The sequence below is a fragment of the Streptomyces sp. NPDC037401 genome (assembly GCF_055602345.1).
In genome coordinates this window covers 1-25,517 of sequence record NZ_JBVJWO010000021.1, presented here as the reverse complement: position 1 = coordinate 25,517, position 25,517 = coordinate 1, and the positions used below count along the sequence as shown (strand labels likewise).

The following is a 25,517-nucleotide window of genomic DNA, read 5'->3' as shown; positions in this document are numbered from 1 at the left end:
AGTGGGCGGGTGCACGATGGGGGGCATGGCCGGCAGCGCGCTCGACTCGTTCTCCCCCGCGACCCGATCCTGGTTCACGGGGGCCTTCCCGCTGCCCACGGCCGCCCAGGAGGGTGCCTGGCGGGCGATCGGCGAGGGCTCGGACGTCCTGGTGGTCGCGCCGACGGGCTCGGGCAAGACCCTGGCGGCCTTCCTCGCCGCGCTCGACCGGCTGGCGAGCGTACCGCCGCCCGCCGAGGCGAAGAAGCGCTGCCGGGTGCTGTACGTGTCGCCGCTCAAGGCCCTCGCGGTGGACGTGGAGCGCAATCTGCGCAGCCCGCTGACCGGGATCCGGCAGGAGTCCGTGCGGCTGGGGCTGGCGGAGCCGGACATCCGGGTGGGGATCCGATCCGGTGACACGCCGGCCGCCGAGCGGCGGGCCCTGTCCACCCGGCCGCCGGACATCCTGATCACCACGCCCGAGTCGCTGTTCCTGATGCTGACCTCGGCGGCGCGGGACGCGCTGGCGGGGATCGAGACGGTGATCCTGGACGAGGTGCACGCGGTCGCGGGGACCAAGCGCGGCGCGCATCTGGCGCTGTCCCTGGAGCGCCTGGACGAGCTGCTGCCGCGGCCTGCGCGCCGGATCGGGCTGTCCGCGACGGTCCGGCCGGTCGACGAGGTGGCCCGCTATCTTTCCCCGCAGCGCAAAGTGGAGATCGTCCAGCCGCCTTCGGGCAAGGAGTTCGACCTGTCGGTGGTCGTGCCGGTGCAGGACATGGGCGAGGTGTCGGTCCCCGCACCGAAGGCCGGGGGCGGCTCCCCGGACGACCGGGAGGGCGGCGACAAGCCGTCGATCTGGCCGCACGTGGAGGAGCGGATCGTCGATCTGGTCCAGGCCCACCGGTCGACCATCGTGTTCGCGAACTCCCGCCGCCTCGCGGAGCGGCTGTGCAACCGGCTGAACGAGATCGCCACCGAGCGCGCCCTCGGCAGCGCGCTGCCCGACGGGGCTCCGCCGGCGCAGATCATGGCCCAGTCTGGGGCGGCGAAGGGCGCGCCCGCGGTGCTGGCGCGCGCCCACCACGGTTCGGTCTCCAAGGAGCAGCGGGCCCTGGTGGAGGAGGACCTGAAGGCGGGCCGGCTGCCGGCCGTGGTCGCGACGTCCAGTCTGGAGCTGGGCATCGACATGGGGGCCGTTGACCTGGTGGTGCAGGTCGAGTCACCGCCGTCGGTGGCGTCCGGGCTCCAGCGGGTGGGTCGGGCGGGCCACCAGGTGGGCGCCGTCTCGACGGGCGTGGTGTTCCCCAAGTACCGGGGCGACCTGGTGCAGGCGGCGGTGGTCACCGAGCGGATGCGCAGCGGGTCCATCGAGTCGCTGCGCGTCCCGTCGAATCCGCTGGACGTGCTGGCCCAGCAGCTGGTCGCGATGACGGCGATGGACACCTGGCAGGCCGACGAGCTGCTGGCGCTGGTGCGGCGGGCCGCGCCGTTCGCGGCTCTGCCGGAGTCGGCGTTCACCGCGGTCCTGGACATGCTGGCCGGCCGCTATCCGTCGGACGCGTTCGCGGAGCTGCGGCCGCGGGTGGTGTGGGACCGGGTCGCGGGCACGGTCACGGGCCGGCCGGGTGCCCAGCGCCTCGCGGTCACCTCGGGCGGCACGATCCCGGACCGCGGGCTCTTCGGGGTGTTCCTGGCGGGCTCGACGGACTCCGACGGCGCCTCGGGGCGCAAGGGCGGCGGGCGGCGGGTCGGCGAGCTCGACGAGGAGATGGTCTACGAATCCCGCGTGGGCGACGTCTTCACCCTGGGCACCAGCTCCTGGCGGATCGAGGACATCACCCGGGACCGGGTCCTGGTCACCCCGGCGCCCGGCGTGCCGGGCCGGCTGCCGTTCTGGAAGGGCGACCAGCTGGGCCGTCCGCTGGAGCTGGGCCGGGCGGTCGGCGCGTTTCTGCGGGAGGTCGGCGGGCTCACGGACGAGGACGCCCGGCTGCGGCTGGTCGCGGCCGGGCTGGACGCGTGGGCGGCGGACAACGTCCTCGCGTATCTGGCGGAGCAGCGCGAGGCGTGCGGTCACGTGCCGGACGACCGGACCATCGTGGTCGAGCGGTTCCGCGACGAGCTGGGCGACTGGCGGGTGGTGGTCCACTCCCCCTTCGGGGCGCAGGTGCACGCCCCGTGGGCGCTGGCGCTGGGGGCCCGGCTCGCCGAGCGGTACGGCATGGACGCGCAGGTGATGCACGCGGACGACGGGATCGTGCTGCGGCTGCCGGATGCGGACCTGCTGGGGCTGGACCTCCTGGACCACGACCCGGCCGGAGTCGGCGTCGCGTCCTTCGAGTTCGACAGCGCGCAGGCACCGCTCGGCGCGGCCGACGTCACCTTCGACAAGGGCGACGTCGACCGGATCGTCACGGAGCAGGTCGGCGGCTCGGCGCTGTTCGCGTCGCGGTTCCGGGAGTGCGCGGCGCGGGCGCTGCTGCTGCCGCGCCGCAGTCCGGGCAAGCGCACCCCGCTGTGGCAGCAGCGCCAGCGGGCGGCCCAGCTGCTCCAGGTCGCGTCGGAGTTCGGTTCGTTCCCGATCGTGCTGGAGGCCGTACGCGAGTGCCTCCAGGACGTGTTCGACGTGCCGGGGCTCACGGAGCTGATGGGCGACATCGAGGCGCGCCGGGTCCGCCTCGTCGAAGTGACCACCCCGGAGCCCTCGCCGTTCGCCCGCTCGCTGCTCTTCGGGTACGTCGCGCAGTTCCTGTACGAAGGCGACTCCCCGCTGGCGGAGCGGCGGGCGGCGGCGCTCTCGCTCGACTCGAGGCTGCTGGCCGAGCTGCTCGGCCAGGCGGAGCTGCGGGAACTGCTGGACCCGGAGGTGCTGGCGGAGCTGGAGCGGGAGCTCCAGTGGCTGACGGAGGAGCGGCGGGCCAAGGACGCCGAGGGGGTGGCGGACCTGCTGCGGCTGCTGGGCCCGCTGACGGACGCCGAGCTGGCCGCGCGGGGCGCGGAGCCCGCCTGGGCGCAGGAGCTGTCGGCGGCCAGGCGGGCCATCGCGGTCCGGATCGCCGGTGAGGACCACTGGGCGGCGGTCGAGGACGCGGGCCGGCTGCGCGACGCGCTGGGCACCGCCCTGCCCGTGGGCGTGCCCGAGGCGTTCACGGAGCCGGTCAAGGATCCGCTGGGCGACCTCCTCGCCCGGTACGCCCGCACGCACGGCCCGTTCACTTCGGCCGCGGCCGCGGCACGGTTCGGCCTGGGCGTGGCGGTGACGGAGGGCACGCTGCACCGGCTCGCCGCCGTGGGCCGGGTGGTCCAGGGCGAGTTCCATCCCGCGGGCATCGGCCAGGAGTGGTGTGACGCGACGGTGCTGCGCCGCCTGCGCCGGCGTTCCCTGGCGGCGCTGCGGCAGGAGCTGGAACCCGTGCCGCCGGCCGCTCTGGCCACTTTCCTGCCGCAGTGGCAGCACCTGGGCGGTGCCCTGCGGGGGATCGACGGGCTGGCCCGTGCGATCGAGCAGCTCCAGGGTGCCCCGGTGCCTGCCTCCGCCCTGGAGAAGCTGGTCCTGCCGTCCCGCGTCAGCGGGTACTCCCCCGCTCTGCTGGACGAGCTGACGACGACGGGCGAAGTGGTGTGGGCGGGGGCCGGGGCGCTGCCCGGCAAGGACGGCTGGGTCTCCCTGTACCTCACGGACGCGGCCCCGCTGCTGCTCCCGCCGCCCCACCCGCTGGAGTTGTCCCCGCTGCACCAGGCGGTCCTGGACGCGCTGGCGGGCGGGTACGGCCTGTTCTTCCGGCAGATCGCGCAGCATGTCCGCTCCGTGGAGCCGGAGGTGACGGACCTCCAGCTGGCCGACGCGGTGTGGGACCTGGCATGGTCGGGCCGGCTGACCAACGACACCCTGGCGCCGCTGCGCTCCCTGCTCGGCTCGGGCCGCACCGCGGGCTCGACGGCCCACCGGGCCAAGCGGACGGTGCCGAGGGGCCGTTACGGCACGCTCAGCGCGACGGTGTCCCGCTCGGGCCCGCCGACGGTCGCGGGGCGCTGGGCCCTGCTGCCGACTGCCGAGGCGCGGACCACGCACCGGGCGCATGCCCTGGCCCGTACGCTGCTGGACCGGCACGGCGTGGTGACACGCGGGGCGGTCGCCGCGGAAGGCGTCGAGGGCGGCTTCTCGGCGGTCTACCGCGTCCTGTCGGCGTTCGAGGACAGCGGCCAGGCCCGCCGGGGTTATGTGGTCGAGGGCCTGGGAGCGGCCCAGTTCGCGATGGACGGCGCGGTCGACCGGCTGCGCGCGGCGGCCGCGGCCCGCGACCGGGGCGGTGCGGGCGCCGACCTGCAGGCCCTGGTGCTGGCGGCGGCGGACCCTGCCAATGCGTACGGCGCCGCGCTCGCCTGGCCGGATCCGCCGCAGGACGCGGGCCACAAGCCGGGCCGCAAGGCGGGGTCGCTGGTGGTGCTCGTCGACGGCGAGCTGACGCTCTATCTGGAGCGGGGCGGCAAGACGCTGTTGTGCTGGCCGGAATCGGACGATCCGCGGCTGCCCGCGGCCGCGGGCGGGCTCGCCGCGGCGGGTCGCGCGGGCATGCTGCCCACCCTCACGGTGGAGCGGATCAACGGCTCCGCGGCGCTGACCTCGCCGCTCGGCAAGGCCCTGGAGGCGGCGGGCTTCCATGCCACCCCCAGGGGGCTGCGGCTGCGCGGCTGATCAGCGCATGACCTTGATCCCGAAGTGCCCGCCGAGGGCGAACTGGATCGCGCTGTGCAGGTAGGAGTACATCTCCATGCCCCGCGCGGAGACGAGCGGCCCGAGGTCGAGCACGTCCTGCCAGCCGTAGGCCCGCAGCAGTGCGGTGACCTCCTGCTTGGCCTCGGCGTTCTCGCCGGCGATGAAGATCGTGTGGTCGCCGCCGGCCACACCCTGCGGGTTGACGACGGTCGACTGCTCCTGGGTGACGCCCGCCTTGACCACCCGCGCCTCGGGGAAGGCCCGCTGGATCTGCTCGCCGAGGCTGTCCGTGTCGACGGGGTCGAACTTCGGCATCACGCCCCAGGGCGTCGGCCAGGGGTGTTCGACCTCGGGGTTGTAGACGAACGGCACGGCGTAGTCCATGACCGTCTTGCCGGCCAGGTTCGCGGCGCCCGCGCTGGTGAGGGCCTTCACGGAGTTGATGCCGTCGGTGCCGTTGACGATCAGGTCGCCGGCCGCGGCGGCTTCGGCGAAGGTGGCGAGCCGGATGCCGGGATGCCGGGCGAGCCACTGGCCGTAGGGTTCGTTCCCCATCATGTCGGGCTCGGTGCGGGCCAGGGTGGCCTTCGGGTCGCGCGTTCCGACGACGACTTCGTGGCCGAGTTCGAGGAGCCGGACCGCGTGCTCGCGGCCTCCGCCACCGGTGCCCAGGACTGCGATCTTCATGCGGACGCTCCGTTCTCGCCGGCGTTCCGGCCGCTGTCGCCGCCGTCCTGGCCGCGATCGCACAGGAACCATTCATTGCCCCACGGATCCCGGACGACCGCGACCTTGACGGGTCCGGTCTGGCGTGCGGGCGCGGCGATCTCGCCGCCGTGCCGCTCGACCTCGGCGACCGTGGCCTCCATGTCCTCGGTGCCGAGGAACGGCACCGCCTTGCCCGTCCGCCAGAACCCCGACAGGTCCCCGGACTGCGGGTTGCCCTCCCACATCAGCCCGACCTGGCTGCCGCCCGCGCCGGTCCCCATGATCGGGTAGCCGGGAATGTCCACCTCCACGCTCCAGCCGAAGGTGTCGGTGTAGAAGCGGCGGGCTTCGTCGTGCGCCTCGCGCGGGACGGTGACGTCCACGAGGTTCAGGGGATGTGCGCTTGCCATGACGTTCCTCTTTCCATCCGGCCCCCCTGACTTCTCCACCACCTAACATTGGTACGGACGTCCGTACCAATAAAATTCTGTGGGAGAGTGTGCCCGGCAGGGAAGGAGCCCGACCACAGTGACCGAGAAAGCGCGCCGCACCCGGCGACACGACCCGAACCGCCGCGAGCGGATCGCCGAGGTGGCCGAAGAGCTGATCGCCGAGCGCGGCCTCGAGGGCCTGACCCACCGCGCGATCGCCGAGCGGGCCGACGTGTCCCTGAGCTCGACGACGTACCACTTCGCGGACCGCGAGGCGCTGGTCCACGCCGCCCTGGAGCGGGCCGCCGGACGCTTCGCCTCCTTCGTCCGCCAGTGGGCGCAGGACCACGCCGACGCCACCCGCGAAGAGATCACCGAAGCCCTGGCCGACAGCGTGATGCGCTGCCTCGGCGAGGGCCGGACCCAGGCCGTGGTCGAGTACGAGCTCCACGTCGCCGCGCTGCGCCGCCCCGAGCTCCGGTCGGCCGCGAGCCTGTCGGCCGAGGCGTCCGTGGAGGTCCTGACCCCGCTGCTCGGCCCGGTCGCCGCCGCGACGGTCCCCCCGCTGATGACGGGCCTGTGCCTGCACGCCATGACCGCACCCGCGCCACCCGCCCGGGAGGACGTACTCGCCGTCCTGCGCCAGGCCCTGGGCTGCGCCGGCTCCTGAGACCGCCCCGCCCCCGCCCCGCCCGCCCGCATCGTGCGGACAATGGACCCATGCCCGAAGGAGACAGCGTCTGGCGTGCGGCCGCCCGGCTGCACGCCGCCCTGGCGGGCCGCGTGCTGATCCGCAGCGACCTGCGGGTCCCCCGCCTGGCCACCGCCGACCTCACCGGCCGCGAGGTCCTGGACGTCACCCCGCGCGGCAAGCACCTGCTGACCCGCATCGAGGGCGGCCTCACCCTCCACAGCCACCTGCGCATGGACGGCGCCTGGCACGTCTACCCGTCCGGCGCCCACTGGCGCGGCGGCCCCGACCACCAGGTCCGGGCCGTCCTGGGCACCGCCGACGACACCGCGGTCGGCTACCGCCTGCCCGTCCTCGACCTGCTGCGCACCGCCGACGAGGACGGCGTCGTCGGCCATCTCGGCCCCGACCTCCTCGGGCCGGACTGGAACCCGGACGCGGCCGCCCGCAACCTGCTCGCCGCGCCCGGCCGGCCGCTCGGGGAAGCCCTCCTCGACCAGCGCAACCTGGCCGGCATCGGGAACATCTACAAGAGCGAGCTCTGCTTCCTCGCCGGGGTCACCCCGTGGACCCCGGTCGGCGGCCTCCCCGATCCCGCCTCCACCACCGTCCGCCTGGCCGCTGCCGCCCAGCGCCTGCTGGCCGCGAACACCGGACCGCCCGGCGCCGGGCACCACCGGCGCAACACCACCGGCAGCCGCCGCCCCGGCCAGGACCTCTTCGTCTACGGGCGCGAGCACCGCCCTTGCCTGCGCTGCGGCACCCCGGTCCGCAGCGCACAGCAGGACGACCGGCCGACGTACTGGTGCCCGCACTGCCAGTCGGGCCCCGCCGCATGACCACCCCGTGACCACCACGCGGCAGATCGCGCAGCCGCCGCGTAGTTGACGGTCCGTCAGAAACGGTCGTACCGTCCCGGCATGCCCACACCCATCGCCTCGTACGACCTCACCGGCCGCACCGCGCTGATCACCGGCGCCGCAGGCGGCATCGGACGGGCCACCGCCGTACTCCTCGCCGCGGCGGGCGCCGCCGTCCACTGCGCCGACCTGGACGAGAAGGGCCTCGACGAGACCGCCGGGCTGGTCCGCGCAGCCGGCGGCACCGCCGCCGTCCACCCCCTCGACGTCACCGACCGGACCCAGGTGAGGGCCGCGGTCGCCGCCGCCGGCCCCCTCGACATCACCGCCGCCATCGCCGGCATCATGCACACGAGCAGCGTCCTGGACACCCTGGACGAGGACCTCGACCGGGTCCTCGACGTCAATTTCAAGGGCGTGCTCCACGCCTGCCAGGAGTCGGCCCGCGCCATGACCGCGCCGGAAGCGGCCGGCCGCCCGCGCAGCATCATCACCATGGCCTCCGGCGCCGTGGACGCCGCCCAGCCCGGTCTGCTCTGCTACAGCGCCGCCAAGGCCGCGGTCGTCCAGCTCACCAAGACCCTCGCCACCGAGGTCGGCCCGCTCGGCATCCGCGTCAATGCCGTGGCCCCCGGCTGGATCCGCACACCGATGACCAGTCGCCACAGCCCCGAGGTCCAGCAGCAGACCGAGGCCGCAATGGTGCGCATGTCCCCGCTGCGCAGGGTGGGCGAGGCCGCCGACATCGCCCAGACGGTGCTGTTCCTCGCCTCGGACGCCTCGTCGTTCATGACCGGTCAGATCCTCCGCCCGAACGGCGGCGTCGCCATGCCCTGGTAGCGGCCGGGACGAGCACCCCGTCCCCGCGGCGCCGGGCCGCGGACACCCCCGCCGCCCGTGCCAGCGGCACGGAGTGGACCGGCAGCAGGCTCAGGCTCCACCCGCCCACCGCCACCGCACCCTCGACCACACCGGCCCGGCCGGGCACCAGGGTGAGCCGCAGCACCGCCCACCACCAGAGCACCCCGCCGGCCACCGCAGCGGCCACCCGAACGGGCGCCGGTAACCGCCACACGGCTGCCTCCTCCGGCCGGGGTAGGGACGCGCCCATCCTCCCGTACCCCCCGGCCGCCCGCATCCAGAACGGTCACGGACAGCACGAGGCCCTGGTCAGGCGCACACGCACCCGACCAGGGCCTCACCCACGCTTCACCTCAAGCGGCTACGACATCCACCGCTTCGGCCGGCGCCTTGATGGTCACCCGCTCCGTCGGAACGGTGACCGAAGTCACCGAGACCGAATTGAGCATCGGGCGGACCGGTACAGGCACCGGTTCGCTTGCCGCGGCCGACTGGGCCAGCTCGGCGAGCGAGAGTTCATCGCTGACTTCGCGCATCAGCTCGGACATCCGTACGTCCAGCGCGTCACAGATCGCGGAGAGCAGCTCGGAGGATGCCTCCTTCTGCCCCCGCTCCACCTCGGAGAGATAGCCGAGCGAAACTCGGGCGGACGAGGAGACTTCGCGCAGAGTACGGCCCTGGCGCTGGCGCTGCCGACGCAGCACGTCACCCAGCAGGCGACGGAGCAGAATCATCGGTGGCTCCCTCCTCTGACCGTGTAGCGGCATCCTTCACGCCCCACCGTACCGCCTCCCGCCGCGGCCGTGCGGGGAGCGATGTCGTGTTCACTCAGGGCTGTAAACATCAAGTCCCCCCGTTCTGTTTCCCACCCTGTGTCCGCGCCGTCGCGCGGAGTTCCCCCAGAAGCAGTTCGAGCACCCTCCGTACACTCTCCCTACGGATGTCCGAACGGCTGCCGTTCAACCACAATGCCGTGGATTTCCCGCCCCCGGGACCGGCCACGGCGACGAAGACCGTCCCCACCGGCTGCCCGTCCTGCGGGTCCGGCCCGGCCACGCCGGTGGTCGCGATCCCCCAGACCGCACCCAGCGCCTGCCGTACCCCGGCCGCCATCTCCGTCGCGACCTGCGCGTTCACCGCACCGTATGCGGCCAGTAGCGGGCCGTCGACGCCGAGCACCTGTTCCTTGAGCTCGGTGGCGTACGCGGTGACCGAGCCGCGGAAAGAACGCGAGGCCCCCGGAACCGAAGTCAACTCGGCCGCGACCAGTCCTCCAGTGAGCGATTCGGCGACGGCGAGGGTCTCCTCACGCTCCGCAAGCAGCCGGAGTACGTCCGCCGCGGTCCCGCCCGCACCGGCGACCTCACTGCCCCCAGCAGCACCTGTCATGACCGTTCTCGCCACTCAGTCCTGTCACTCGCTCCGGTCAGCCCCGCGCGGCGCGCTCCGCCGCCAGCCCTTCACGCCGCAGCACGACCGCCCGGCGTACGTAGTCCAGGCCCGTCAGCACCGTCAACGCGACGGCAACCGCCATCACCCAGAAGCGCAGCGTCGCCAGCGGACCGGTCAGAGCCAGAACGTACATGCCCACGGCCGTCCCCTGGGCCAGGGTTTTCATCTTTCCGCCGCGACTGGCCGAAATCACGCCGTATCTGATCACCCAGAAGCGCAGCAACGTAATGCCGAGCTCCCGCCCGAGGATCACCCCCGTGACCCACCAGGGCAGGTCCCCGAGCCAGGAAAGGCAGATCAGCGCCGCACCCATGATCGCCTTGTCCGCGATCGGGTCGGCGATCTTGCCGAAGTCCGTGACCAGGTTGTACGTCCGCGCCAGATGACCGTCGAACAGGTCGGTGATCATCGCGACGGCGAATGCGGCCCAGGCCAGCGACCGCCACGCCGGGTCGTACCCGCCCTCCGCGAGCAGCAGGAAGACGAATCCCGGCACGAGCAAGAGGCGGATCATCGTGAGGATGTTCGCGATGTTCCACAGGCTGGCCTGATTGACGGCCGCAGCCCCCAGCTTTCCGCCGGGGGCGGGCCGGCGTCCGGCGCCTCCCGCCGCTGATGCCGGGACTCCGGTCATCCGGCCGCCTCCTCAAGGTGCAGGGGTTCGGCGACCAGGTCCACGCCCAGACTGCCGACCACCTTTGCCATGACCATACGGCCCGGGACCAGGCCCTCGCTTGTCGTGAACACCACCTGGCCGTCCGTTTCGGGGGCCTGGTGCGCAGCGCGCCCGGTGGCCCCGTCCTCGTCGCCGGCCTCTTCGCCCACGGCCTCGACGAGCACCTCCAGGGTCTCGCCGATCCGCTCCTCGGCCCGCTGGGAGGTCAGCTCCTCGGCGAGCCGCTGCATGTGGGCGAGGCGCTCCGCGATGACGTCCTCGTCGAGCTTGTGGTCGTAACCGACCGCCTCCGTGCCGTCCTCGTCGGAGTAGCCGAAGACGCCGATCGCGTCGAGCCGCGCGTGGGTGAGGAAGCGCTCCAGCTCGGCGAAGTCCGCCTCGGTCTCCCCGGGGAAGCCCACGATGAAGTTGGACCGGACGCCGGCCTGCGGGGCCTTGGCGCGGATGGTGTCCAGCAGCTCCAGGAACCGGTCCGTGTCGCCGAAGCGCCGCATCGCCCGCAGCACGTCCGGGGCGGAGTGCTGGAACGACAGGTCGAAGTACGGCACGACCTTGGGCGTGGAGGTGAGCACGTCGATCAGGCCGGGGCGCATCTCGGCGGGCTGCAGGTAGCTCACGCGGACCCGCTCGATGCCGTCGACCTCGGCCAGCTCGGGCAGCAAGGTCTCCAGCAGCCGGATGTCGCCGAGGTCCTTGCCGTACGAGGTGTTGTTCTCGGAGACCAGCATGATCTCCTTCACGCCCTGCTCGGCCAGCCAGCGGGTCTCGCCGAGCACGTCGCTCGGGCGCCGCGAGATGAAGGAGCCGCGGAAGGACGGGATGGCGCAGAAGGAGCAGCGCCGGTCACAGCCGGACGCGAGCTTGACCGAGGCCACCGGGCTCGTGTCGAGGCGGCGGCGCAGGGGCGCGCGGGGACCCGAGGCCGGGGCGAGGCCGTCCGGCAGGTCCTCCGGAGGAGTGTCCTGGGCGTGGCCGGGGAGCGCCACCTCGGGGGCGTCCTGGCGCTCGGCCGGGCTGATCGGCAGCAGCTTGCGGCGGTCGCGCGGGGTGTGCGACGCGTGGATGCCGCCGTTCAGGATGGTCTGGAGGCGGTCGGAGATGTCGGCGTAGTCGTCGAAGCCGAGCACGCCGTCGGCCTCGGGCAGCGCCTCGGCGAGCTCCTTGCCGTAGCGCTCGGCCATGCAGCCGACCGCGACGACGGCCTGGGTCTTGCCGTGATCCTTGAGATCGTTGGCTTCCAGGAGGGCGTCTACGGAGTCCTTCTTCGCGGCTTCGACGAAGCCGCAGGTGTTGACGACGGCTACGTCCGCGTCGGCGGCGTCCTGGACGAGCTCCCAGCCATCCGCCGCCAAGCGGCCTGCGAGCTCCTCCGAGTCCACCTCGTTACGGGCGCAGCCAAGAGTGACAAGGGCGACGGTACGGCGTTCGGGCATGGACTCAAGAGTACTTCGTCCGGCAGCGGGCCCCCGCCGGGTGCCCCGGACCGGCGCGGAGCCCCGGGGTGCGGCGCCGCACCCCGGGGCTCCGGGCGGTGATCATGCAGGTCGGGCCGCAGGTGAGCCCTCGGGTCGGCCCGCGGGTCAGCCCTCCTGGAGCGGGGCCTCCTGCGGGTCGTCCTTGGTGTAGGTGAGCCGCTCGACCTGGCCCGGCTGGAACTCGTCCTTGATCTCCTTGCCGTTCACGAACAGCGTGACGGCGCCGGCGTCGCCGAGGACGAGGTCGACGGACTCCTTGTCCGTGAAGGTCTTGGAGTCGCCCTGGTTGAGCATGCCGTCGAAGAGCAGCCGGCCGTTGTGGTCCTTGGCGGAGATCCAGCTCTCGCCGTCCACCGCCGACAGCACGACGGTCACCAGGTCCTTGGGCGCGGCCGCGATGGCACTGTCCGAGGGCTCGGGTTCGGGCTTGGGCTGCGGGGCCGGCGGGACGGGCTTGGCCCCGCCACTCTGCTTGGGCGCCGGCTGCGGCGAGACGGAACCTTCCGCCACCGGCTTCTTCGCGGCGTCGTCGGATCCGTTGAACATGGTGAAGCCGACGAAACCGATCACGGCGACGATCGCCGCGACCATGGCAGCGGTCCAGTTCGGACGCTGCCGTTCGGGGCGGATCCGCTCCGCCTCGAACATGGGTGCGGCCGGGGTGGGTGCCGGCCGACCGCCGTGTTCGGCGTCGTAGCGCTCGATCAGGGGTTCCGGATCGAGCCTGACGGCGCGGGCGAGGGTACGGACATGGCCACGGGCGTACACGTCGCCGCCGCAGCGGGTGAAGTCGTCCTGCTCGATCGCGTGCACGATCGGAACGCGCACGCGGGTCGTGCTGCTGACCTCTTCGACGGTGAGTCCCGCGCGGATCCGGGCCTGTTTCAGGGCACGCCCGATGGAGGGCCGGTCCTCGGTCGAAGGCCGGTCGTCTTCGGGGGAGTTGGAGTTGCCGATGGACACGAGGGCGCCTTTCGAGCGTGTAGCCACCTGCTGGATGTCCAGTCTAGGGGGGTGACGAAAGGGTGGAGCAACCGGAGGGTGGACTCTGTACGCCATCGGTATGGCTCTGTGTCCGAACGGGCCCGGAGGACCCCGGACGAGCCGGGATGGCGCGGCAGCTCCGCCCCTTTCCTCAACTTGACGCACGGCCAGGAGAAACGGTTGCCGCCCGATCCCTTACGGGTGAGACTCGCCGCGGATGACCGCGAGCACGCCGTCCAGCTCGTCCGGCTTCACCAGGACGTCCCGGGCCTTGGACCCCTCGCTGGGCCCCACGACACCGCGCGATTCCATGAGGTCCATCAGCCGCCCGGCCTTCGCGAAGCCCACGCGCAGCTTGCGCTGGAGCATCGAGGTGGATCCGAACTGGGTGGAGACCACCAGCTCGGCCGCCTGGCACAGCAGGTCCAGGTCGTCGCCGATCTCCTCGTCGACTTCCTTCTTCTGCTTCTGTCCCACCGTCACGTCGTCCCGGAAGACGGGGGCCATCTGGTCCTTGCAGTGCTGGACGACCGCCGCGATCTCGTCCTCGGTGACGAAGGCGCCCTGGAGGCGGACCGGTTTGTTCGCTCCCATCGGCAGGAACAGCCCGTCGCCCTTGCCGATGAGCTTCTCCGCACCCGGCTGGTCGAGGATGACCCGGCTGTCCGCCAGCGACGAGGTGGCGAAGGCGAGCCGGGAGGGCACGTTCGCCTTGATCAGACCGGTCACCACGTCCACCGAGGGCCGCTGGGTCGCCAGTACCAGGTGGATTCCGGCGGCGCGGGCCAGCTGGGTGATGCGGACGATCGCGTCCTCGACGTCGCGCGGAGCGACCATCATCAGGTCGGCCAGCTCGTCGACGATGACCAGCAGGTACGGGTACGGCTGGAGCTCGCGCTCGCTGCCGGGGGGCAGCTTCACCTTGCCGTCGCGGATGGCCTTGTTGAAGTCGTCGATGTGCCGGTAGCCGAACGCCGCCAGGTCGTCGTAGCGCAGGTCCATCTCGCGCACGACCCACTGCAGGGCCTCCGCGGCCCGCTTGGGGTTGGTGATGATGGGCGTGATGAGGTGCGGGATGCCCTCGTACGCCGTGAGCTCCACCCGCTTGGGGTCGACCAGCACCATGCGGACGTCCTCGGGCGTCGCCCGGACCATCACGGACGTGATGAGGCAGTTGATGCAGGAGGACTTTCCGGAACCGGTGGCTCCGGCGACCAGTACGTGCGGCATCTTGGCCAGGTTGGCCATGACGTAGCCGCCCTCGACGTCCTTGCCGAGCGCCACCAGCATCGGGTGGTCGTCCTCGGCGGCATCGGCCAGCCGCAGGACGTCGCCCAGGTTGACCATCTCGCGGTCGGTGTTCGGGATCTCGATGCCGACCGCCGACTTGCCGGGGATCGGGCTGATGATCCGCACGTCCGGGCTGGCCACGGCGTACGCGATGTTCTTGGTCAGCGCGGTGATCCGCTCGACCTTCACGGCGGGGCCGAGCTCCACCTCGTACCGGGTCACGGTCGGGCCCCGGGTGAAGCCGGTGACGGCCGCGTCGACCTTGAACTCCGAGAAGACGTTGGTCAGCGAGGCGACCACCGCGTCGTTGGCGGCGCTGCGGGTCTTGCCCGGCCCGCCCCGCTCCAGCAGGTCGAGCGAGGGCAGCGCGTACGTGATGTCCCCGCGCAGCTGGAGCTGCTCGGCGCGCGGCGGCAGCGGAGCAGAGGCCTCCGGCGGGGCCTTCGTCAGGTCCGGTACGGAGGCGGCGGCCGGTGCGGGGGCGGCGGCAGGACGTGCGGGGGCGGCCTCGCGGGCCGGCGGCACCGGCACGGTGTGCTCGGCCGGGCGCTCCGGTGCGACCCCCTGGGTCAGGTCGGCCACCACGGGCGAGGGCGGCAGACCGTTCAGCACGGCCCCGTCGAGCGCGGCGGCTGCCGCCGCGGCCACGTCCACGGCGTCCAGCGGCCGGTCGAGCCGCGGCTGTGCGGGGGCGCGCCGGGGGCGGCGCCTCCTGGCGAGCGCCTCCTCCTCGGCCTGCCCGGGTCCGTCCGCGTCGGGCTCGGCGCCCCGCCGGGACCGGGCCTGCCAGCGCTCCGGATCGTGCTCGGTGCCGGTGTCCGTGCCGTACGGGTCGTCCTCGTCGACGGCCACGATGCCGAGGCGGACCCCGAGCTGGCGCAGCCGCTGCGGGATCGCGTTGACCGGCGTCGCGGTGACGACGAGCAGGCCGAAGATCGTCAGGAGGATCAGCATCGGCACGGCGAGCGGCGCACCCATGGTGAAGATCAGCGGCTGGGACGCGGCCCAGCCGACCAGCCCGCCCGCGTCGCGCATCGCCTCCGTGCCCGCGTCCCGGCCGGGTGCGCCGCAGGCGATGTGCACCTGGCCCAGCACGCCGATGACCAGGGCGCTGATCCCGATGCCGATCCGGCCGTTGGCGTCGGCCTGTTCGGGGTGGCGGATGAACCGCACGGCCATGAAGCCGAGCAGCAGCGGCACCAGCAGGTCGAGCCGGCCGAAGGCGCCGGTGACCAGCATCGTGACCAGCTCGCCCACGGGTCCGCGCAGGTTCGACCAGGTGCCCGCGGCGACGATCAGGGCGAGGCCGAGCAGGAGGAGCCCGAGCCCGTCCTTGCGGTGGGCGGGGTCGAGGTTCCTGGCTCCGCGTCCCACCCCGCGGAAGATCGCGCCCACTGCGTGGGCGGCGCCGAGCCACACGGCGCGCACCAGCCGGACCACGCCCCCGGTGGGCGACGGCGCCGGCTTCGGCGCGGCCTTCTTCGCGGGCGCCCGCTTGGCGGGCGCTGCGGACTTCTTGGCGGGGGGCTTGCGCGCGGGGGCCGCCTTCTTCGCCGCCGGCGTCGTACGGGCGGTGCGGGCCTTCGCGGTGCCCTCGCTGCTCTGGGAACCCTTGCCGGACGTACGTGAGGCCATGGGGGCGAGGTTACCGGTGCTTGGCGCGCCGGACACGTGTGCCCACCCCTTCACCCGTTCGTGTCGGGCCGTGCGTCGGCAGTTTGACGTACCGGCGCACCTGACGCGGCCTCACCCCTCAAAGGGGCAGGGGCGGGTGCCGCCGGCCCCTCAGGTCTGGACGGGGACCACGGCCGGGTGGCCTCCGGTGCCCGGCTCCAGGGCGTCCAGCGCCCGGCGCAGCCCGGTGAGTTTGCGCTCCAGATGCGCGGCCGTGGCCACGGCCGCCGCGTCCGCGGCATCGTCGTCCAGCTGCTTGGACAGGGCTTCCGCCTGCTCCTCGACGGCCGCCAGGCGCGCCGAGAGCTCGGCAAGCAGGCCGGCTGCCTCCTTGGGGCCGCCGGTGCCGCCCTGTCCGCCCTCCAGCTGGAGCCGCAGCAGCGCCGCCTGCTCGCGCAGCTGGCAGTTCTTCATGTACAGCTCGACGAAGACCGAGACCTTGGCCCGGAGGACCCACGGGTCGAACGGCTTGGAGATGTAGTCCACCGCTCCGGCCGCGTATCCGCGGAAGGTGTGGTGGGGTCCGTGGTTGATGGCCGTGAGGAAGATGATCGGGATGTCCCGGGTCCGCTCACGCCGTTTGATGTGTGCCGCGGTCTCGAATCCGTCCATACCCGGCATCTGAACGTCGAGCAGGATGACCGCGAAGTCGTCCGTCAGCAGCGCCTTGAGCGCTTCCTCCCCCGACGACGCCCGGACCAGTGTCTGATCGAGCGCAGAGAGGATGGCCTCAAGCGCCAGCAGATTCTCCGGTCGGTCGTCGACCAGGAGGATCTTGGCCTTCTGCACCATGCCCTGTCCTCCTCGCCCCGGCATGGGGCCACCCCGACTCGCAGAGCCCGCCCGTCCTTGTGCCGGTCATGGTAGCCCCACTCCCGAGATCGCCACACCCTGTCACCAAGATGTCACTGTGCACATAGCGGGAACGTCGTGGGAGAGCGGAAGGTTCCCGGTTTCCCGCCCTCCCCCGCGGCCGCTGCCGCACCGCGCCTTCAACACGGCACAGCACCGGCCCACATGATCACTTCCCGCGCATCCACTGCTCCATCACGGTCAGCAGATAGTCAGGATCGACCGGCTTGGTGACATAGTCGGAAGCACCCGAGTCGATGGCCTTCTCCCGGTCCCCCTTCATCGCCTTCGCCGTCAGCGCGATGATCGGCAGACCGGCGAACTGGGGCATCCGCCGGATCGCCGACGTCGTCGCATACCCGTCCATCTCCGGCATCATGATGTCCATCAGCACGACCGTCACATCGTCGTGCTGCTCCAGGACTTCGATCCCCTCGCGGCCGTTCTCCGCGTACAGCACCGCCAGCCCGTGCTGCTCCAGCACGCTCGTGAGCGCGAAGACGTTCCGTACGTCGTCGTCCACGATCAGCACCTTCTCGCCGTGGAAGTCGTACGTCCGCGGCGGGACCGGCAGCTCCTCCGGCGCCTGCGTCCAGCTCTCCTGGCCGTGCGGAACGGCGCTCGGCTGGCCCGGCAGCGCCGGCCGCGGCTCCAGGTCGCTCAGCGCCTTGCGGCGGCGCCGGAACAGCGTCGGAGCCGCCCCCTGCCCCCGCGAGCCCGGATCCGCGGACACCGCCGGATACGGCCCGGCCGGCGGCGCGGGCGCCTCGGCGGGCAGCTCGGCCACGGCCCGGCGGCGGAACTGGTCCCCCCGCCCGCCCGGCGACGGCGGCGCGTACCCCTGGGGCGGCAGCTCGCTCGGGTGCAGCGGCAGGTACAGGGTGAACGTCGACCCGCGGCCCGGCTCGCTCGCCGCGTGGATCTCCCCGCCCAGCAGCCGGGCGATCTCCCGGCTGATGGACAGGCCCAGACCCGTGCCCCCGTACTTGCGGCTCGTCGTGCCGTCCGCCTGCTTGAACGCCTCGAAGATCACTAGCATCTTGCTCGCCGCGATCCCGATCCCGGTGTCCGTCACCGAGAAGGCGATCAGGTCGGCGTCCGCCTCCCGCAGCGAACCCGCCTCCAGCAGCTGCTGCCGGATCGCGACCGGCACGTCCGCCCCGGCCGGCCGGATCACCAGCTCCACCGCCCCGCTGTCCGTGAACTTCACGGCGTTCGAGAGCAGGTTGCGCAGCACCTGCAGCAGCCGCTGCTCGTCGGTGTGCAAGGTGGCCGGCAGCTCGGGCGAGACCCGCACAGAGAAGTCCAGCCCCTTCTCCGCGGTCAGCGGCCGGAAGGTCGCTTCCACGTAGTCGACCAGCTGCACCAGCGCGATCCGGGTCGGACTGACGTCCATCTTCCCGGCCTCGACCTTCGAGAGGTCCAGGATGTCGTTGATCAGCTGGAGCAGGTCCGAACCCGCCCCGTGGATGGTCTCGGCGAACTCCACCTGCTTCGGCGAGAGGTTGCCGTCGGCGTTGTCGGCCAGCAGCTTGGCCAGGATCAGCAGCGAGTTCAGCGGCGTGCGCAGCTCGTGCGACATGTTCGCCAGGAACTCCGACTTGTAGCGCATCGAGACCGCGAGCTGCTCCGCGCGCTCCTCCAGGACCTGCCGCGCCTCCTCGATCTCGGTGTTCTTCACCTCGATGTCGCGGTTCTGCTGCGCCAGCAGCTCGGCCTTCTCCTCCAGCTCGGCGTTCGCGGCCTGCAGGGCCTTCTGCCGGTTCTCCAGCTCGTCCGAGCGCTCCCGCAGCTGCTCCGTCATCTCCTGCGACTGCTTGAGGAGCACCTCCGTCTTGGAGTTGACGCTGATGGTGTTGACGCTCGTACCGATCATCTCGGCGATCTGGCTGAGGAAGTCCTTCTGGATCTGCGTGAACGGCTGGAACGACGCCAGCTCGATCACGCCGAGCACCTTGCCCTCGAAGAGCACCGGCAGCACGATCACGTGCGCCGGCGGCGCCTCCCCCAGCCCCGAGGAGATCTTCAGGTACCCGGGCGGGGTGTTCTCCACCAGGATGGTGCGCTTCTCCTCCGCCACCGTCCCGATCAGCCCCTCGCCCGGCCGGAACGACGTCGGCATCGCGCTGCCCGCATACGCGTAGCTGCCGCGCATCCGCAGCTCGTACGGCCCGTCCGCACCCACCTCGGTGTCGATCTCGCCCACCCCGCCCGACGGCTGCGCCAGATAGAACGCACCGTGCTGCGCCGAGACCACCGGGGTCAGCTCGCTCATGATCAGCCCGGCCACGTCGTCCAGCTCCCGGCGGCCCTGCATCAGACCCGAGATCCGGGCGAGGTTGCCCTTGAGCCAGTCCTGCTCCTTGTTCGCCAGGGTGGTGTCGCGCAGGTTGACGATCATCGTGTTGATGTTGTCCTGCAGCACCTGGATCTCACCGGCGGCGTCCACGTCGACCTTCAGGCTCAGGTCGCCGCGGGTCACCGCCGTGGCCACGGCCGCGATCGCACGCACCTGCCGCGTCAGGTTGCCGGCCATCTCGTTCACCGACTCGGTGAGGTCGCGCCAGGTCCCGTCCACGTCCCGCACCCGGGCCTGGCCGCCGAGGATGCCCTCGGTGCCCACCTCGCGGGCCACCCGCGTCACCTGGTCGGCGAACGACGACAGCTGGTCCACCATCGTGTTGATGGTGGTCTTCAGCTCGAGGATCTCGCCCCGCGCATCGATGTCGATCTTCTTGGTCATGTCGCCCTTGGCGATGGCGGTGGTGACCATGGCGATCTGGCGGACCTGCCCGGTCAGGTTGGACGCCATCGAGTTCACCGACTCGGTGAGGTCCTTCCACGTACCCGAGACGCCCGGCACGTGCGCCTGACCGCCCAACCGGCCCTCGGTGCCCACCTCGCGGGCCACCCGGGTCACCTCGTCCGCGAACGAAGACAGCGTCGTCACCATCGTGTTCACGGTGTCGGCGAGCTGCGCGACCTCACCGCGCGCCTCCACCGTGACCTTCTTCGTCAGGTCGCCGTTGGCCACCGCCGCCGAAACCTGCGAGATGTTGCGCACCTGCGAGGTCAGGTTGTTGGCCATCAGGTTGACGTTGTCGGTGAGGTCCTTCCAGATGCCGGTCACCCCGCGCACCCGGGCCTGACCGCCCAGCTGGCCCTCCGAACCCACCTCGCGGGCCACCCGCGTCACCTGCTCCGCGAACGAAGACAGCTGGTCCACCATCGTGTTCACGGTGGTGACGAGCTCGAGGATCTCGCCCTTCGCATCGACGGTGATCTTCTTCGACAGGTCGCCCATGGCCACCGCGGTCGTCACCTCGGCGATGTTGCGCACCTGCGACGTCAGGTTGTTCGCCATGAAGTTGACGGACTGCGTGAGGTCCTTCCAGGTGCCCGAGACGCCCTTCACCTCGGCCTGGCCGCCGAGGATGCCCTCGGTGCCCACCTCGCGGGCCACCCGCGTCACCTGCTCCGCGAACGAAGACAGCTGGTCCACCATCGTGTTGAGGGTGTTCTTCAGCTCCAGGATCTCGCCGCGCGCATCCACGTCGATCTTCTGCGACAGGTCACCGCGCGCCACCGCCGTCGCGACCTGCGCGATGTTGCGCACCTGCGACGTGAGGTTCCCCGCCATGCCGTTCACGGAGTCGGTCAGGTCGCGCCACACCCCGGCGACGCCCGGCACCTGTGCCTGACCGCCGAGCCGGCCCTCCGTACCCACGTCCCGGGCCACCCGCGTCACCTGCTCCGCGAACGCGGACAGCTGATCGACCATCGTGTTGATGGTGTTCTTCAGCTCCAGGATCTCGCCGCGCGCATCCACGTCGATCTTCTGCGACAGGTCACCGCGCGCCACCGCAGTCGTCACCTGCGCGATCTGCCGCACCTGCGAGGTGAGGTTCCCCGCCATGAAGTTGACGGAGTCGGTGAGCTCCTTCCAGGTACCGGAGACCCCCTCGACCCGGGCCTGACCGCCGAGCCGGCCCTCCGTACCCACGTCCCGCGCCATCCGCGTCACCTGGTCCGCGAACGAAGACAGCTGGTCCACCATCGTGTTCACGGTGTTCTTCAGCTGGAGCATCTCGCCGGACACGTCCACGGTGACCTTCTGCGACAGGTCGCCGTTGGCCACCGCCGTCGTCACCTGCGCAATGTTGCGCACCTGCCCGGTCAGGTTCCGGAAAGCCGTGTTCACCGAGTCGGTGAGGTCCTTCCACGTACCCGCCGCACCCGGCACCTGCGCCTGCCCGCCGAGCTCGCCCTCGGCCCCGACCTCCCGGGCCACTCGCGTCACCTCGGACGAAAACGACAGCAGCTGGTCCACCATCGTGTTGACGGTGTTCTTCAGCTCCAGCATCTCGCCCGCGACGTCGACCGTGACCTTCTGCGACAGGTCGCCGTTGGCCACGGCGGTCGTCACCTGGGCGATGTCACGCACCTGCGTGGTCAGGTTCCGGAAGACCGTGTTCACCGAGTCGGTGAGGTCCTTCCACGTACCCGCCGCACCCGGCACCTGCGCCTGCCCGCCGAGCAGGCCCTTCGCGCCGACCTCGCTCGCCACCCGGGTGACCTCGTCCGCGAACGTCCGCAGCGTCTCGGTCATCTGATTGATCGTTTCGGCGAGCTGCGCCACCTCCCCGCGCGCGCTCACCGTCACCTTCTGCGACAGGTCGCCACTGGCCACCGCCGTCGTGACCTGTGCGATCCCGCGCACCTGCGCGGTCAGGTTGCCCGCCATCGTGTTGACGGAGTCCGTGAGGTCCTTCCACACGCCCGCCACGCCCGGCACCTGCGCCTGACCGCCGAGTTCGCCCTCCGTGCCCACCTCGCGGGCCACCCGGGTCACCTCGGACGAAAACGACGACAGCTGGTCCACCATCGTGTTCACGGTGTTCTTCAGCTGGAGCATCTCGCCGGCCACGTGCACCGTGACCTTGCGCGACAGGTCGCCCTTGGCCACCGCCGTCGTGACGAGGGCGATGTCACGCACCTGAGCGGTGAGCCGGTACGCCATCGTGTTGACGGAGTCCGTCAGGTCCTTCCACGAACCCGACATGCCGCGCACCTGCGCCTGCCCGCCGAGCTTGCCCTCGGTACCCACCTCCAGGGCCACCCGCGTCACCTCGTCGGTGAACGCCGACAGCTGGTCCACGAGGTTGTTGACCGTACGCCCGACCTTCAGGAACTCACCGCGCAGCGGGTGCCCGACCCCGTCCGCCGACTGCGTCCGCAGGTCCATCCGCTGGTCGAGGTCGCCCTCGGCGACCGCCGACAGCACCCGGCCGACCTCCGAGACCGGCCGGGCAAGATCGTCCACCAGCGCGTTCGACGCGTCGATCGCGGCCGCCCAGGAGCCCTCGCAGGCCCCCGTCTCGAGCCGTTCGCTGAGCTTGCCCTCGCGGCCGACCATCCGCCGGACCCGGGACAGCTCCCCGGTCAGGTGGAGGTTGCGGTCGGCGACCTCGTTGTAGACGGCGGCGATCTCCGCCATCACGCCGTCGCCGGACACCGTCAGCCGTTTGCGGAAATTCCCGTCCCGCATGGACACGAGAGCCGTCAGCAACCGGTTCAGGGCAGCCGTGTCCACCTCCGTCGTCCCGTTTCGCCGGGACCGTCCGCCCTTCACGCGCGTACTGGTCCTCCGCGCGCCTACGCCAGACTCCACCGTGTCCCTCCCGAAAGGGTCGACCACTGCCCGGGCTCCCTGCCAAGCCTTCCCAGTGTTTCACCATGCCCGAACACGGCCATAACACTTCGGCACCTTCGTACAACGACCCGCTCCTCGGAGTGGAATCCCCGCCGAGCGCGCCCGTACCGACCGCGAAGGTAAGTAACCTGGCATCCGACTGTCCAACCGTCCCGGTCCGCCCGGCTGGGACGGGGGCGCGGAAACACCGGGCACCGGAGGGGTGGTCCGATGACGGATCCGGGCGCGGAAACACGACAGAGGAGTCCTGTGATCACGGCCCGGGCGGCTGCCAGCTTCGAACCTGTCCCGCGCTCGGTCGCCGGTGCCCGCGCCTTCGTCCGCGACACCTTGCAGGGCTGGGGCTTCGCCGACATCGTGGACGACGCCGTCGTCCTGACCAGCGAACTGGTCACGAACGCCGTCATCCACGCCGGCACCAGCGCCGACGTCCTGTGCCTGCGCGCCGCCGACGGAGTCCGCGTCGAGGTCGCCGACCGCTACCCCGAGCGCGAGGTCCCCCTCCAGCACCCGGAGCGCGGCTACCCCTCCCAGGAGCAGGAGAGCGGCCGCGGCCTCATGCTGTGCGGCGCCCTGGCCACCCGCTGGGGAGTCGACTACGCCCCCACCCGCAAGCACGTCTGGTTCCAGCTGGACCTCCCCGCCCGCCCCGTGGGCGCCCGCTACGCCGGCCCCGCCGTCCCCGACCGGCAGCTGCCCGTCGCCGAGGCCCGGGTCCGCGTCGCCGTCCTCCAGATCGACAGCGACGGCCGCGTCGCCTCCTGGAACGAAGACGCGGAGCACCTCTTCGGCTACCCCGCCGAGAAGGCCACCGGCCGCCCGCTCGGCGATCTCGCCGCCTGGCCGCACACCCCCGGCACCAGCACCGGCATCGCCGACGCCCTGCGCCTGTCCCGCTGGGAGGGCAGCTACGGCATCCGCTGCTCCGACGGCCGCGTCATCCCCGTCTACGCCTCCCACCTGCGGGTCCGCGACGCCGAAGGCGAAGCGTCCACCGTCTGCCTCCTCGTCCACGACCAGGAGCGCGCCGTTCTGCAGACCCCGGTCCGCACCCCGGCCGCCGCCGACCCCGGCCAGCTGTCCGAGAACCGCGCGGCCGACCCCTTCGAGGTGTTCATCGGCTCCCCGGCCCCCGACGACCTCGACAGCCTGCTCCAGCGCACCGTCGAGCGGGCCCGCGACATGCTCGACGCCGATGCCGCCTTCCTCCTGCTCGCGACCGACGACGAGACGGAGCTGGAGGTACGGGCCACGACCGGACTGCCCTCCACCCGCCAGCGGTTCGCCCGCGTCCCCGTCGAAGCGGGCACCGGCCGGTACGGCTCCGCCCGGATGCCCGCCGTCCACGACGACCTCATCGCCGTCCCCGGCGCCGTGCCCCTCCTCGGCGGCACCGGCATGCGCTCCGTCGTCACCGTCCCCCTCAAGGTCGAGGGCCGCCTCACCGGCTCCCTCGGCGTCGCCGCAGAAGTCCCCGGCCGCTACTCCAACGAAGAAGCCCTGCGCCTCCAGTTCGCCGCGGACCGCATCGCGCTGGCCGTCGAGTCCGCCCGCCTCGGCGAGCTCGAACGGCTCCGGCGCGGCTCCCTGTCCTTCCTCGTCGAAGCCTCCGACCTGCTGGCCGGCACCCTCGACCGGGACCAGACCCTGGCCCTGATGGCCCAGATGACCGTCCCGACCCTGGCGACCTGGTGCGCCGTCTACACCATCGCCGACCCGGCCTCGGACCCGCACCTCGCGTACGTCCTCCACGAGGACGAGGACCGCATCGACGGCCTCAAGGCCCTCCTGAGCCGGATCACGCCGCCCGAGCCGCTGAACACCCCGGGCGCCCGCCCCTGGTCCGCGCCCTCCGAGGCCGCCCACCAGGCCGCCCTGCGCACGTCCATGCGCACGGTGGGCCTCGGCTCGCCCTCCGACTTCACCTCGGGCATCGGCACGACCCTGGCCACGGCCGCTGCCGTCAGCGGCGAGACGGTCGTCCTCCCGCTGATGGCCCGCAACCGCGTCATCGGCATGCTGACCCTCGGCAAGCCGGCCGAGGAGCACTTCCGCCAGGAGATCGTCGAACTGGCCGAGGACCTGTCCCGCCGGGCCGCGCTCGCCCTGGACAACGCCCGCCTCTACTCCGAGCGCACGGCCATCAGCCGCTCCCTCCAGCGCAGTCTCCTCCCGCCCAGCGCCCCCGCCATCCCGGGGATCGAGGTCGAGGTGATCTACCGCGCGGCCGGCGAGGGCAACGAGGTCGGCGGCGACTTCTACGACGTCTTCCCCATCCGCGACGGCGCGTACGGCTTCGCCATCGGCGACGTCTGCGGTACGGGCCCGGAGGCGGCCGCCGTCACGGGCCTGGCCCGGCACGCACTGCGCCTGCTGGCCCGCGAGGGCCTCGGCGGACCGGCGGTTCTGGAGCGGCTCAACGCCGCCATCCTCGACGAGGGCACCCGCAGCCGCTTCCTCACCCTCCTCTACGGCGAACTGAGCCCCCGCGAGGACGGCGCGGCGCAGCTCAAGCTGGTCTGCGCCGGCCACCCGCTACCGCTGCGCCTGCGCCCGGACGGCCGCGTCGAGTCGGCCGCGGAGCCGCAGCCGCTGCTCGGCGTGCTGGAGGACCTCGAGCTGTACGAGCAGACGCTGACGCTCGACCCGGGCGACGTCCTGCTGTGCGTCACCGACGGGGTCACCGAGCGCCGCGAGGGCACCCGCATGCTCGGCGACGACGGCCTCGCCGACGTCCTCACGACGTGTACGGGCCTCACCGCGGGCGCGGTGGCCGCGCGTGTCCTGCGCGCGGTGGAGCGCTTCGCCGCCGAGCCGGCCTCCGACGACATGGCCATCCTCGCCTTCCGCGTCCCGGAGCCCCGCCGGGGCGAGTAGCCCGTGCGGGGGTGGGGCCCGGGTCGGCCTCGGGGCAGGGCCTCAAAAGCGGTCCGGAAACGCAAGAAGGCCCCCACCGAATGGTGGGGGCCTTCTTGTTTGGAGCCCTTTAACGGAATCGAACCGTTGACCTTCTCCTTACCATGGAGACGCTCTACCGACTGAGCTAAAAGGGCGGGTTGTTCGGCGGCGTCCTACTCTCCCACAGGGTCCCCCCTGCAGTACCATCGGCGCTGAAAGGCTTAGCTTCCGGGTTCGGAATGTAACCGGGCGT

General features: G+C 72.1%; 16 protein-coding genes, 1 tRNA gene and 1 rRNA gene. 5 read left to right on the top strand and 13 right to left on the bottom strand.

Annotation, left to right across the window (positions count from 1 at the left end):
- Positions 1-25 precede the first annotated feature (25 nt).
- The gene (locus tag ACZ7H1_RS22750; RefSeq protein WP_470789094.1) at positions 26-4,678 is read left to right on the top strand and encodes an ATP-dependent helicase; all 4,653 of its coding nucleotides are present in this window, start codon (positions 26-28) and stop codon (positions 4,676-4,678) included.
- Here the strand turns inward: ACZ7H1_RS22750 and ACZ7H1_RS22745 are convergent, their stop codons facing one another.
- Together ACZ7H1_RS22745 and ACZ7H1_RS22740 are read right to left on the bottom strand one after the other, a co-directional pair.
- The gene (locus ACZ7H1_RS22745) at positions 4,679-5,386 is read right to left on the bottom strand and encodes an NADPH-dependent F420 reductase (protein WP_470789092.1); all 708 of its coding nucleotides are present in this window, start codon (positions 5,384-5,386) and stop codon (positions 4,679-4,681) included. It lies immediately after the preceding gene.
- Positions 5,383-5,817, bottom strand: a complete 435-nt coding sequence (locus ACZ7H1_RS22740; protein WP_470789091.1) for a VOC family protein — start codon at positions 5,815-5,817, stop codon at positions 5,383-5,385. Before ACZ7H1_RS22740 ends, ACZ7H1_RS22745 begins: the two co-directional genes overlap by 4 nt.
- Positions 5,818-5,935: 118 nt before the next feature.
- Here ACZ7H1_RS22740 and ACZ7H1_RS22735 point away from each other — a divergent pair, with 118 nt between their 5' ends.
- Genes ACZ7H1_RS22735 through ACZ7H1_RS22725 form a run of 3 tightly spaced genes read left to right on the top strand, consistent with a single transcriptional unit; the run spans position 5,936 to position 8,229 of the window.
- A complete protein-coding gene (locus ACZ7H1_RS22735) occupies positions 5,936-6,508 on the top strand; it encodes a TetR/AcrR family transcriptional regulator (RefSeq protein WP_470789089.1) in 573 nt (190 codons plus the stop codon).
- A 50-nt stretch (positions 6,509-6,558) separates the two neighbouring features.
- Positions 6,559-7,368 carry an Fpg/Nei family DNA glycosylase gene (locus tag ACZ7H1_RS22730; RefSeq protein ID WP_470789088.1) on the top strand — a complete coding sequence of 270 codons (810 nt, stop codon included), beginning with the start codon at positions 6,559-6,561 and terminating at the stop codon, positions 7,366-7,368.
- Positions 7,369-7,413: 45 nt separating this feature from the next.
- On the top strand, positions 7,414-8,229 hold the full coding sequence (locus tag ACZ7H1_RS22725; protein ID WP_470789087.1) for an SDR family NAD(P)-dependent oxidoreductase: 816 nt from the start codon (positions 7,414-7,416) through the stop codon (positions 8,227-8,229).
- Here the strand turns inward: ACZ7H1_RS22725 and ACZ7H1_RS22720 are convergent.
- From ACZ7H1_RS22720 to ACZ7H1_RS22680, 9 genes are all read right to left on the bottom strand, one after another.
- Positions 8,177-8,500, bottom strand: a complete 324-nt coding sequence (locus ACZ7H1_RS22720; protein WP_470789086.1) for a hypothetical protein — start codon at positions 8,498-8,500, stop codon at positions 8,177-8,179. The two genes, ACZ7H1_RS22725 and ACZ7H1_RS22720, sit on opposite strands and share 53 nt — an antisense overlap.
- Before the next feature lie 103 nt (positions 8,501-8,603).
- On the bottom strand, positions 8,604-8,984 hold the full coding sequence (locus ACZ7H1_RS22715) for a helix-turn-helix domain-containing protein (RefSeq protein WP_470789084.1): 381 nt from the start codon (positions 8,982-8,984) through the stop codon (positions 8,604-8,606).
- Between the two features lie 109 nt (positions 8,985-9,093).
- Positions 9,094-9,639, bottom strand: coding sequence for a CinA family protein (locus ACZ7H1_RS22710; protein WP_470789083.1), 546 nt, complete (start codon positions 9,637-9,639; stop codon positions 9,094-9,096).
- Positions 9,640-9,676: 37 nt separating this feature from the next.
- Positions 9,677-10,336 (bottom strand): CDP-diacylglycerol--glycerol-3-phosphate 3-phosphatidyltransferase, encoded by a 660-nt coding sequence (pgsA, locus tag ACZ7H1_RS22705; protein WP_470789081.1) that lies wholly within the window; start codon positions 10,334-10,336, stop codon positions 9,677-9,679.
- Complete coding sequence (gene rimO / locus ACZ7H1_RS22700; protein WP_470789080.1) at positions 10,333-11,811, bottom strand: 30S ribosomal protein S12 methylthiotransferase RimO; 1,479 nt, start codon at positions 11,809-11,811, stop codon at positions 10,333-10,335. Before rimO ends, pgsA begins: the two co-directional genes overlap by 4 nt.
- Before the next feature lie 147 nt (positions 11,812-11,958).
- Positions 11,959-12,816 carry a helix-turn-helix domain-containing protein gene (locus ACZ7H1_RS22695; RefSeq protein WP_470789079.1) on the bottom strand — a complete coding sequence of 286 codons (858 nt, stop codon included), beginning with the start codon at positions 12,814-12,816 and terminating at the stop codon, positions 11,959-11,961.
- 216 nt (positions 12,817-13,032) lie between these two features.
- On the bottom strand, positions 13,033-15,762 hold the full coding sequence (locus ACZ7H1_RS22690; RefSeq protein WP_470789077.1) for a DNA translocase FtsK: 2,730 nt from the start codon (positions 15,760-15,762) through the stop codon (positions 13,033-13,035).
- Positions 15,763-15,912: 150 nt separating this feature from the next.
- Complete coding sequence (locus tag ACZ7H1_RS22685; protein ID WP_470789076.1) at positions 15,913-16,593, bottom strand: response regulator; 681 nt, start codon at positions 16,591-16,593, stop codon at positions 15,913-15,915.
- A 229-nt stretch (positions 16,594-16,822) separates the two neighbouring features.
- Positions 16,823-22,324 carry a HAMP domain-containing protein gene (locus ACZ7H1_RS22680; protein WP_470789075.1) on the bottom strand — a complete coding sequence of 1,834 codons (5,502 nt, stop codon included), beginning with the start codon at positions 22,322-22,324 and terminating at the stop codon, positions 16,823-16,825.
- A gap of 252 nt (positions 22,325-22,576) precedes the next feature.
- On the opposite strand from ACZ7H1_RS22680, the gene ACZ7H1_RS22675 reads away from it, so the two are divergent.
- Entirely contained in the window at positions 22,577-25,243 is a 2,667-nt protein-coding gene (locus tag ACZ7H1_RS22675) for a SpoIIE family protein phosphatase (protein WP_470789073.1), read from the top strand.
- Between the two features lie 100 nt (positions 25,244-25,343).
- Here the strand turns inward: ACZ7H1_RS22675 and ACZ7H1_RS22670 are convergent.
- Together ACZ7H1_RS22670 and rrf are read right to left on the bottom strand one after the other, a co-directional pair.
- A tRNA-Thr gene (locus ACZ7H1_RS22670) sits at positions 25,344-25,419 on the bottom strand.
- Between the two features lie 5 nt (positions 25,420-25,424).
- Positions 25,425-25,517: ribosomal RNA gene (gene rrf / locus ACZ7H1_RS22665) — 5S ribosomal RNA — on the bottom strand; the annotation flags it as partial.

Coding starts and splice junctions, on each gene's coding strand:
- ACZ7H1_RS22675 (WP_470789073.1), top strand. CDS start 22,577: ATGACGGATCCGGGCGCGGAAACACGACAGAGGAGTCCTGTGATCACG.
- ACZ7H1_RS22720 (WP_470789086.1), bottom strand. CDS start 8,500: ATGGGCGCGTCCCTACCCCGGCCGGAGGAGGCAGCCGTGTGGCGGTTA.
- ACZ7H1_RS22715 (WP_470789084.1), bottom strand. CDS start 8,984: ATGATTCTGCTCCGTCGCCTGCTGGGTGACGTGCTGCGTCGGCAGCGC.
- ACZ7H1_RS22730 (WP_470789088.1), top strand. CDS start 6,559: ATGCCCGAAGGAGACAGCGTCTGGCGTGCGGCCGCCCGGCTGCACGCC.
- ACZ7H1_RS22710 (WP_470789083.1), bottom strand. CDS start 9,639: ATGACAGGTGCTGCTGGGGGCAGTGAGGTCGCCGGTGCGGGCGGGACC.
- ACZ7H1_RS22745 (WP_470789092.1), bottom strand. CDS start 5,386: ATGAAGATCGCAGTCCTGGGCACCGGTGGCGGAGGCCGCGAGCACGCG.
- rimO (WP_470789080.1), bottom strand. CDS start 11,811: ATGCCCGAACGCCGTACCGTCGCCCTTGTCACTCTTGGCTGCGCCCGT.
- ACZ7H1_RS22750 (WP_470789094.1), top strand. CDS start 26: ATGGCCGGCAGCGCGCTCGACTCGTTCTCCCCCGCGACCCGATCCTGG.
- pgsA (WP_470789081.1), bottom strand. CDS start 10,336: ATGACCGGAGTCCCGGCATCAGCGGCGGGAGGCGCCGGACGCCGGCCC.
- ACZ7H1_RS22740 (WP_470789091.1), bottom strand. CDS start 5,817: ATGGCAAGCGCACATCCCCTGAACCTCGTGGACGTCACCGTCCCGCGC.
- ACZ7H1_RS22690 (WP_470789077.1), bottom strand. CDS start 15,762: ATGGCCTCACGTACGTCCGGCAAGGGTTCCCAGAGCAGCGAGGGCACC.
- ACZ7H1_RS22685 (WP_470789076.1), bottom strand. CDS start 16,593: ATGGTGCAGAAGGCCAAGATCCTCCTGGTCGACGACCGACCGGAGAAT.